This is a genomic window from Arthrobacter sp. 35/47 (genome assembly GCF_000520475.1).
GTDB lineage: Bacteria > Actinomycetota > Actinomycetes > Actinomycetales > Micrococcaceae > Arthrobacter_D > Arthrobacter_D subterraneus.
Genome location: NZ_KI914619.1, coordinates 121,580 through 130,704 on the forward strand (window position 1 = coordinate 121,580; position 9,125 = coordinate 130,704).

Genomic DNA, 9,125 nt, shown 5'->3' on the forward strand with positions numbered 1-9,125 from the left:
CGACAGACTGGCTGACGGCCAGCCGGTGGACGGCATCGGGATCAGCATCGGCGGCAAGGTTGACGGCGACGGCACAGTGCTGCGCGCGCCCTTCCTGCACTGGCGCACGGTGCCGCTGGGTGACCTGGTACAGGAACGCACCGGCACCCCCGTCACGGTGGAGAACGACGTCGTTGCGCTCACCGTGGGCGAGCAGTGGTTCGGCGCAGGCAGGGGCATCAGCAACTTCGCCGTGCTCACGGTCGGCGCGGGCGTGGGCTACGGCCTCGTCATCAACGACCGCGTCATTGCTCCGGTTGACGCGGGGCTCGGCCTCGTAGGGCACTATCCCGTGGACTCCGCCGGGCCGTTCTGCCAGGAAGGGCACCGCGGGTGCGCGGGCGCCGTCCTCACCATGGCTGCCATCCGCGGGCAGTTCCGGATGGCAACCCAGGAAGACTGCAGCTATGAGGAAATCCTCGAGCGGGCACGGAATGGGGACCGGATCGCTTCCCTGCTGGTGGGGAACGCCGGCGCCGCGCTGGGCACCCTGATTGCCGCCGTCGCCAACCTGACGATGGTCAACCTCGTGGTCCTGTCCGGCGAGGGAGTAGCGCTGGCTGAAGTCGCCTCCGAAGAAATCAGCGAATCCATCCGGGAACACCGCGACCCCGAGGCAGCACCGGTGCAGCTGGAACGTGAGCCGACGGACTTCGGGCAGTGGGCACGCGGCGCTGCGGCCGTCGCCATCCAGAACTCGATTCTGGGTCCCACCCGCTGAGCTAGCGGCCCTCGTTCTGCCTCGTGAGGCCCACAATGAGGCAGATCAGGCCGGTTGCGAGCGGCACCAGCGTGAGGAGGGTATGGGTGCCGCCCAGATAACCCATCACGAAGATGTAGATGAACGTTGCGATGACGAGTACCAGACCCACCCTGATCAACGCCCGGCCGCGGTGCGGAGGCGGTAGCGGCGGCAGCCAGGACGGCCGGTCATTCGCGGTGCTCACCCGGACAGTCTACGTTTCCGCACCCTTGCATGGACCCGTTACGGCCGCCCTCAGCGGAAGAGGTTGTACCCGCCCCAGCCGGATCCCGCGATGGTCCGCGCTCCCCAGACGCCGTTGGCAAACGGGTAGTACGCCAGCCTGCCGTCCGTGAGCCTTGTCATGATGCCCTGCTGGTTCATCCCGTTGAACCCGGGAAGGTCCGTCATGGAATCGATGATGCCCCACCCGGTGCCGATCGTCGTCCGGCTTTCCGAAAGGAATCGGCCCGCGCCGTCCGAGCGGTACTGGATGAGCTTGCCGTCGGCCTTCTTCGCGAGGATGTCCATCCGGGAATCGCCGTCGAAATCGGTCATGGTGAGGTAGAGACCCTTCCAGCCCGTACCGATTGCGGTCCTGCCGCTCAACGCGCCGCCGGAACCGTTCCCGTAGAACCAGAGAGCGCCATTGGGGTCCGTCGCCACGATGCCGGGGAACCGGTCTCCCGAACGCCACTGTCCCACGGTCACGAAGTAGTCTCTCCAGCCGGTGCCGATGGCCTGCGCCGCGCCGAAGCCTCCCGCATACTTGCCGGGGTAGACCGTGAGGCGCCCGTCTTTCCACTGGGCAACCATGTCCAGCACGCCGTCCTGGTTCCAGTCCGTGACAAAGCCGCTCTTCAGTGAGGACCAGCCGCTCCCGATCTTGACGCGGTTGGAGAAGCCGCCCGCGCCGTTCGAGGGATAGTTCCAGAGGGTGCCGGCGCTGTCTGCCGCGACGACGTCCGCCTCGCTGCGCAGCGACGGCGAGAACGCTTCACTTGCCACACGGGCAACAGCCGCATCCGCGTCGACGATTCCTGTGCCGCAGCCGCCCGTGCAGGTGCCGGGCAGCGAACGTGCAGTATCGCGGAGGGTCTGCTCGATCTGTGCCGGGCTCAACAAGGGATTGACCGAGAGCATCAGTGCCGCGACGCCGGCCACGTGCGGCGCAGCCATCGAGGTGCCCTGCATGTAGCCGTACGTTGCGCCGGCCGGCGCGCTGGTGCCGCTGTTGACCGTGGAAAGGATATTTTCGGCACCTGTGTTACCGTCTCCGCCGGGTGCGCTGACGTCCAGTTCCGGACCGTAGTTGCTGTAGCTGGCGCTGTCTCCGGCCCGGCTGGTCGCGCCCACCGTGACCACGTTCCGGCAGTTTGCCGGGGAGACGTTTGCTGCCGGCTGGCTTTCGTTGCCTGCCGCGGCGATGACCACCGAGCCCCGCTGCACAGCAAAGTCGATGGCTGACTGCATGCTTGCCTGGCATACGGCTTCCGCGCCGAGGCTCATGTTGATGACACGCGCCGGTGTGGGATTCAGGGGCGCTCCGCTCACGATTCCGCCCGCTGCCCATCTCACGGCGTCCACGGTGTCGCTCAACCGGCCGCCGCAGGCGCCGATCACCCGAAGCGGCAGAAGCTTTGCTCCATAGGCGACACCCACCACACCCTTTGAGTTGTTTCCCACTGCTCCCGCGGTCCCTGCCACATGCGTGCCGTGCCAGGAGGACCGCGAACCGTCGCTCGCACAGGCGTCACCGGGGTCGCTGGGGTTGGGATCCCGTCCGTTGCCGTCCGCGGCCAGCGCCGCATCGCCGATGAAGTCGTAGCCGGGAAGGACGTTGGCCGCCAGGTCGCTGTGCTCGGTGATGCCGGTATCCAGGATGGCGATGGTCTGGCCCAGGCCCGTTGAGCGGTTCCAGGCAGCCGGGGTCCGTGGCCCGGCCGTGTCTTCGTGCAGGTTCCACTGGTGCTGGTAGTACTGGTCGTTCGGCGTTGCCAACGGATGGAGGAGCACATCGATCTCCGCGTACTCAACGTCGGGATGTGCATTAAGTACCCCGACGACGGCGTCGGCAGCCTGCGCAGACACGTCGCCGGTCGCTTCAACGACCACAGCACCGCCTGCAGTTTCCCTCAGTTCCCTGACCGGGATGCCGAGTTCTTTCGCCACCCGGCCATAGGCGTTGCCCCTGTTGGCCGGCGCTGCCGCCGGATCCTGCCGGAACTTCACGATGAACCGGTCAGCAGCCTGGTTTCCGCCCACGTCTGCGCGCGAAGGGGCGGCGACGGACTCGTCGATCGGAACCTGTGTCGGCTCAGACAGGGCACCGGCGGCGGGTGCGGCAAGCAGCGAGGCGCCGATCGCCGTCGTCATGGCGAGCGGGAGGAGAACGCGGGAACCGGAGCGCAGAGAGGGCATACGGAGAGTCCTGAGGATTGCGGTAGGCGGTCACATCAACCGTACCGAACCACGCGCACGGGAGCGACCGACCTTGGCCAATCCTTCGGCTCTCCGCGGGACAAACACAGCACAACCTGCGGCAGGCACAGAAAAAGCCCCGGCGAACCGGGGCTTTTGTCAGTGGAGATGGCGGGAATTGAACCCGCGTCCGATGCAGTGTAGTCAGGGCTTCTCCGGGCGCAGTTTGCGTCGGTTTTTCTCAGCTCCAGCCATCATGCAAACAAGTGGCTGCCGAGCTCAGTTGCATAAGTGTCCCCTTGGTTCCTGCAACGAAAACCAAGAGCAGTGGCCCTCTAAATGACGCCAGGAACCGGGTCGAGAGCATACCCGGGCTGACGGACTAGCTCTGCTGCTTAGGCAGCGAGAGCGAAGTCAGTGCGCTTCTGTTCGGCACTTATTGTTTTACAGAGAGCGTTTACGAGATAACTCTGTATCCTCGGCCCGCTTCCCCTGTCGCGACTAACATCGTCGAAACCTGTCATCCCCATATTCAGTTTTCAACCAACCGTTGCCAGTTGTCTCAACCGTTCCCGGATTGCTCCGGGCTATCCATTCTAACGCACCGTTCCGGAAATTCATTCCCGGGTGCGCCTTTCCCGGTGCGCTGAGGCGCCTAGAACCTGATCCCAAGAATGATGATCTGGGACTGCCACAGCATCAGCACCACGAATGACACCGCGACAAAGGCCAGTCCCAAAGCGGCCAGCGCCGTCGTGGCCGCCTGCTTGCGCCGGAAGCTCCACCAGAACACCGCTATGTTGAGCAGGATCAGGACAGGCGAAATCCAGACCAGGATCTGCGCGAAGTACACGTAGATCAGGAAAAAGAAGGGAATCAGCGCCAGGAACCCCGCCGGGACCACGGCGAACAGCAGCAGCAGGTTCACTATCGCGCCAACCGTCACCCACCACGGCCGCTTGTACCTGAGTTCTGATTCCTCAACCTCGTCGTCGGAATCCTGGGCGTCCCAGAAGACGTCGCTCATGCTCCGAGGTTCCGCTCACGCATGGCGCGCAGCGCCTCACGGTTGTCCTGCTGTTCGCGCAGGGTCTGACGCTTGTCATAGTCCCGCTTGCCGCGGGCGATGGCAATTTCCACCTTGGCGCGTCCGTTGAGGAAGTACAGCTGCAGCGGGACGATGGTGAAGCCGCTCTCGCGGATCTTATGGGAAATCTTGGTCAACTCCTCGCGGTGCAGGAGCAGTTTACGACGACGCCGGGCCGCATGGTTGGTCCAGCTTCCCTGGGAGTACTCCGGAATGTGAATGCCTTCGAGCCAGAGCTCGTCGTTGTAGAAAATTGCGAACCCGTCCACCAGGGACGCGCGTCCGGCCCGGAGCGATTTCACTTCGGTACCCTGCAGTGCGATGCCGGCCTCGTAGGTGTCCAGCACCTGATAGTCATGCCGGGCCTTCCGATTGGTGGCCACTACCTGACGGCCACTTTCCCTGGGCACGGTGGACTCCTTCACTAGTGCGGTGCGCATTGCGAATGCTTGCGGACAGTGCATCCCAGTCTACGGCGTCCGGGCGGAACCGGCGTCGGAGGCTGTGGAGAACGGCCGTCCGCTACATCAGCCCCATCGGATCAACCAGGCTACCGTTGAGCACAGTCTCGAAGTGCAGGTGGCAGCCGTTGGAGTTGCCGGTGGTACCTGTATAGCCGATCAGCTGCCCGGCGCTCACGCGCTGTCCCGGGCCCACCACGTAGCTTGCCAGGTGGTAGAAGTTGGTCGCCAAAGCGTTACCGCCGACCACGCCGTGGTTGAGCACTATCCGGTTGCCGGCACCCGGCAGGGCGTTGGAATCCGCGTACCAGACTTCGCCTGCCGCCGGAGCGTACAGCGGTGTTCCGCAGGTGACCCCATAGTCGATTCCGGTGTGGGTGTAGCCGCCGGACCCGTTGAAATCGATGGTTCCGAGCGGTGTGGGGCGCCAGCCGTAGCCGGAGGTGATCGGTCCGCTGACCGGAGCGCGCAGTCCGAACGCTGACGGACTGGATGCCGGCGGCGGAACGATGACCGGAGCCACCGGCTCCGGCACGATCGGGGCAGGAACCACCGGCGCGGGCCGGGGACGGTTCGCCTCAGCGGCGGCCTGCGCGGCTCGGCGGTTGGCCTCGGCAGCCTCCGCAGCCGCGCGGCGGTTCGCTTCCGCGGCCGCTGCGGCTCGGCGCTCGTTCTCGATCCTGGCCCGTTCCTCGGCCTCGGCCTTGAGCCGGGCTTCCTCACGCTTGCGGGCCTCTTCGATCAGGCGGCGCTGGCGTTCGGCAATATCGACGACGACCTGCTGGTGCGCTTCCTCGACCTTGGCAAGCTTTGCCTCGATAACCGGCTTCTGCTTCTGCAGCTTGTCGGAAAGCTTCGACGTGTCCGAGATGAGCTTGTCCACCTTGGCCTTTTCGGCCGCCGCCTCATCCCGGGCCACCTGTTCAGCGGCCAGGGCGGCGTCGGCCTTCGACTTCAGGTCGACGATCTCCTCTTCGACTGCGACCAGCCGCGCCTGCGAATTGACGTTGGTTGCGTTCTGCTGTGCCAGGCGTTCCAGGGCCGAGTTCTGGTTGCGCAGTGCCTGCTGCACCAGCTCCATGGAGGCGAAACCGTCCGAGCCCTTGCTGCCGAGCATCATCGAGAGACCGGTGGGCACCCCCCCGCTCTTGTACGCCTGGGTTGCGATCTGGCCGATCACCTCGCGGGTCTCGGCCATCTCGGCTTCGTCCTGCTTGAGCTGTTCGGTGATCTTGTTCTTGGTCTCCTGCGCCAGCTGGACCCGCTGGGCGAGCGCATTGACTTCCGCCGTGGCCGCCTCCACGCGACCCTGCGCATCGGCAAGGGACTGCTGCGCTCCGGGCAGCTGCCCCTGGTAGACCTTCAGCTGCGCGATGGTCTCCGCGATGTCTGAGTCGAGATATTCGATCGACTGCTGAACTTCCTCGATCTGCTGCTCCAGGGCTGACTTGCGGTCGGCCAGTTCATCCGCGTGGACGGGCCCGCTGAGTGTCAGCGTGAACGCGGCGGCTGTGACCAGCGACAAGGCAGTCAGGGTCCTGATTGTTCCCGGCCGGCGGACGGAACGGAGTTGGCAGGGCATCATGCCGTGCATACGGTCTTTTCTCACAAGTACCTACCCTAAACCTTCAAGTAGCGTCTGAGGGTTAGGAGGGACGACGCGCCCGCCAGGAGTGCCCCCAGAAGGAACAGCGCGGGGACTACCAGCAGGAGTTCCTGCGTCGAGATGAATCCCATCTGCGGGTACTCCCGGGAGAGCCACTGCCCGCCGTAACGCAGGACGGCCCAGAGCGTTCCAGACGCGATGGCCGCACCCAGGACGGCCGCAATGACTCCTTCAAGAACGAAGGGCAGCTGGATGATCGCCTTGCTGGCACCGACCAGCCGCATGATGCCGGTCTCCCGCCTCCGGCTGAATGCGGAGAGCCGGATGGTGGTTGCGATCAGCAGGATGGCCCCTACGCTCATGACGACGGCGATGCCCAGGGCAACGAGGGAGGCGATGTTGATATACCCGAAAATTTCCTCGAGGTACTCGCGCTGGTCGCTCACGATGTCAACACCAGGCTGTGAAGAGAATGCTTCGCTGATGACCTCGTACTTCTCCGGATCCACGAGCCCCACCCGGAACGACTCCGGGAGCTGTTCGGCAGTGACCGCTTCCACGATCGGTGAGTTGGCAAGCTGCTCGCGGAAGTGGACCAGCGCCTGGTCCTGCGACTCGTACTGAACTGTGTCCACATAGGCGCTCAACTCCGGCGACTTCAGTTTCGCCTCGATTGCGGTGCGCTGCTCGTCGGTGACCGGCCCTGAGGCACAGCTTTCCGAGGTGGAGTTTTCGACGCAGAGGAAGACCGCTACCTGCACGCGGTCATACCAGTACCCCTTCATCTGGTCTATCTGGAGCTGCAGCAGTCCGGCTGCTCCAACGAAGGTCAGTGAAATGAAGGTCACCAGAACAACCGAGACCACCATCACCAGGTTGCGGCGCATGCCTGAGGCGATCTCCCCGAGAACGAAAGCAAACCTCATCCGGCAGCCGCCGTCGTCGTACCGATGTAGATGCCCTGTGCGTCGTCACGGACCACGGATCCGTCCCGGAGTTCGACCACGCGCTTGCGCATGGTGTTCACGATGTCGTCGTCGTGGGTTGCCATCACCACGGTGGTGCCGTTCTGGTTGATCCTGTCGAGGACTTTCATGATGCCCATGGAGGTGGTCGGGTCCAGGTTTCCGGTGGGCTCATCGGCGAGGAGGATGCCCGGCTTGTTCACAATGGCGCGGGCAATTGCCACGCGCTGCTGCTCGCCGCCCGAAAGTTCGTGCGGCATGCGGTTGTTCTTGCCCTCGAGTCCGACGGTCTTCAGCACCTCGGGAACGGTTTCCCGGATGACCGCCCTGCTCTTTCCGATGACCTGCATCGCGAACGCGACGTTGGCGAAGACGGACTTGTTCGGCAGGAGCCGGAAATCCTGGAAGACGACGCCGATACCGCGCCTCAGTTTCGGGACGCGCCAGCTGGGGATATTGGCGACGTTCTGTCCTGCGACGTATACGGCGCCGCGGGTTGCGCGGTCTTCCTTGAGCACCAGGCGAATGAAGGTTGACTTGCCGGAGCCGGACGCGCCGACCAGGAAGACGAACTCGCCGCGGTCGACGTCAAGGCTGACACCGTCAAGGGCGGGCTTCGATTTCTGATCGTAGACTTTTGTGACGTGCTCGAATCTGATCATGGCTATTCTGCGCCCACATAACACCGCCAGTGCACGGGCAGGGGTGGGGGAAGGGAGCACCGGCTCCTTGACTATAGGCAGCAGGTCGGCGGGACACCGGGCATTCTCGCGGTGTGTCGCGAATCCATAACGGGCACCGCTGCCTGGGGATTTAGTCCTCGCTGTTGCGGTTGTTGGCCCGCCAGCGGATTCCCGCATCGATGAAGTCGTCGATCTCGCCGTCGAACACCGCGGAGGTGTTGCCCACCTCGTGTTCGGTACGAAGGTCCTTCACCATCTGGTAGGGATTCAGCACGTAGGAGCGCATTTGGTCACCCCAGGAGGCCTTGACGTCACCGGCGTGCGCCTTTTTCTCCGCGTCTTCCTGCTCCTTCTTGAGCAGCAGCAGGCGGGATTGCAGGACCCGGAGCGCGGCGGCCCGGTTCTGGATCTGCGACTTCTCGTTCTGCATGGAGACGACGACGCCAGTGGGAATGTGGGTCAGCCGGACGGCGGAGTCCGTGGTGTTGACCGATTGGCCGCCCGGTCCGGAGGAACGGAAAACGTCGACGCGGATCTCGTTGTCGGGTATCTCGATCGAATCTGTCTGTTCGATCAGCGGGATGACCTCGACCGCCGCGAAGGACGTCTGTCGCCGGCCCTGGTTGTCGAAGGGACTGATGCGCACCAGACGGTGGGTGCCCGCTTCGACGGACAGTGTGCCGAACGCGTAGGGTGCCTTGACCTCGAAGGTTGCCGATTTGAGGCCCGCTTCCTCGGCGTACGAGGTGTCGAGGACCTGCGTGGGGTAGCCGCGGCGTTCGGCCCAGCGCAGGTACATGCGCAGGAGCATTTCGGCGAAGTCCGCTGCATCCACTCCCCCGGCGCCGGAGCGGATGGTGACCACGGCTTCTCGCTCGTCCCATTCGCCGGCGAGCAGCGTGACGACTTCGAGTTCGTCGAGCGCCTTGCTGAGCGAGGTTAGTTCCCTGACCGCTTCCAGGCGCGAGTCTTCATCGTCCTCGTCCTGGGCGAGCTCCACGAGGACTTCCATGTCATCGATGCGCGACGCGAGCCTGGCGAGCCGGTCAAGCTCGGTCTGCTTGTGGGAGAGCCTGGAGGTGATCTGCTGGGCTGCGGCGGGATCATCCCACAGGTTGGGT

At 64.4% G+C, this 9,125-nt stretch carries 9 protein-coding genes and 1 other RNA gene; 1 reads left to right on the forward strand and 9 read right to left on the reverse strand.

Going from position 1 to position 9,125, the window contains the following annotated elements; genetic code table 11:
• Positions 1-760 (forward strand): ROK family protein (locus X803_RS20675; protein WP_156930099.1); only part of this gene is annotated, 760 nt, incomplete at its 5' end.
• Between the two features lies 1 nt (position 761).
• Here X803_RS20675 and X803_RS0116065 read toward each other — a convergent pair.
• From X803_RS0116065 to prfB, 9 genes are all read right to left on the reverse strand, one after another.
• The gene (locus X803_RS0116065) at positions 762-986 is read right to left on the reverse strand and encodes a hypothetical protein (RefSeq protein ID WP_026545926.1); all 225 of its coding nucleotides are present in this window, start codon (positions 984-986) and stop codon (positions 762-764) included.
• 50 nt (positions 987-1,036) lie between these two features.
• A complete protein-coding gene (locus X803_RS20680) occupies positions 1,037-3,202 on the reverse strand; it encodes a S8 family serine peptidase (RefSeq protein WP_051470839.1) in 2,166 nt (721 codons plus the stop codon).
• Positions 3,203-3,362: 160 nt separating this feature from the next.
• Positions 3,363-3,730, reverse strand: a transfer-messenger RNA (tmRNA) gene (ssrA, locus tag X803_RS21655).
• 127 nt (positions 3,731-3,857) lie between these two features.
• Positions 3,858-4,229, reverse strand: a complete 372-nt coding sequence (locus tag X803_RS0116075) for a hypothetical protein (RefSeq protein WP_026545927.1) — start codon at positions 4,227-4,229, stop codon at positions 3,858-3,860.
• Positions 4,226-4,699: an SsrA-binding protein SmpB gene (gene smpB, locus X803_RS0116080; RefSeq protein ID WP_026545928.1), complete on the reverse strand. Its 474-nt coding sequence runs from the start codon at positions 4,697-4,699 to the stop codon at positions 4,226-4,228. The genes X803_RS0116075 and smpB overlap by 4 nt, the downstream gene beginning before the upstream one ends.
• 112 nt (positions 4,700-4,811) lie before the next feature.
• Positions 4,812-6,344, reverse strand: coding sequence for a peptidoglycan DD-metalloendopeptidase family protein (locus X803_RS0116085; protein ID WP_026545929.1), 1,533 nt, complete (start codon positions 6,342-6,344; stop codon positions 4,812-4,814).
• A 26-nt stretch (positions 6,345-6,370) separates the two neighbouring features.
• Complete coding sequence (gene ftsX, locus X803_RS0116090) at positions 6,371-7,282, reverse strand: permease-like cell division protein FtsX (protein WP_026545930.1); 912 nt, start codon at positions 7,280-7,282, stop codon at positions 6,371-6,373.
• Positions 7,279-7,983 carry a cell division ATP-binding protein FtsE gene (gene ftsE / locus X803_RS0116095; RefSeq protein ID WP_026545931.1) on the reverse strand — a complete coding sequence of 235 codons (705 nt, stop codon included), beginning with the start codon at positions 7,981-7,983 and terminating at the stop codon, positions 7,279-7,281. The genes ftsX and ftsE overlap by 4 nt, the downstream gene beginning before the upstream one ends.
• A gap of 151 nt (positions 7,984-8,134) precedes the next feature.
• A partial coding sequence (gene prfB / locus X803_RS20685) for a peptide chain release factor 2 (RefSeq protein ID WP_035779499.1) occupies positions 8,135-9,125 on the reverse strand: 991 nt, incomplete at its 5' end.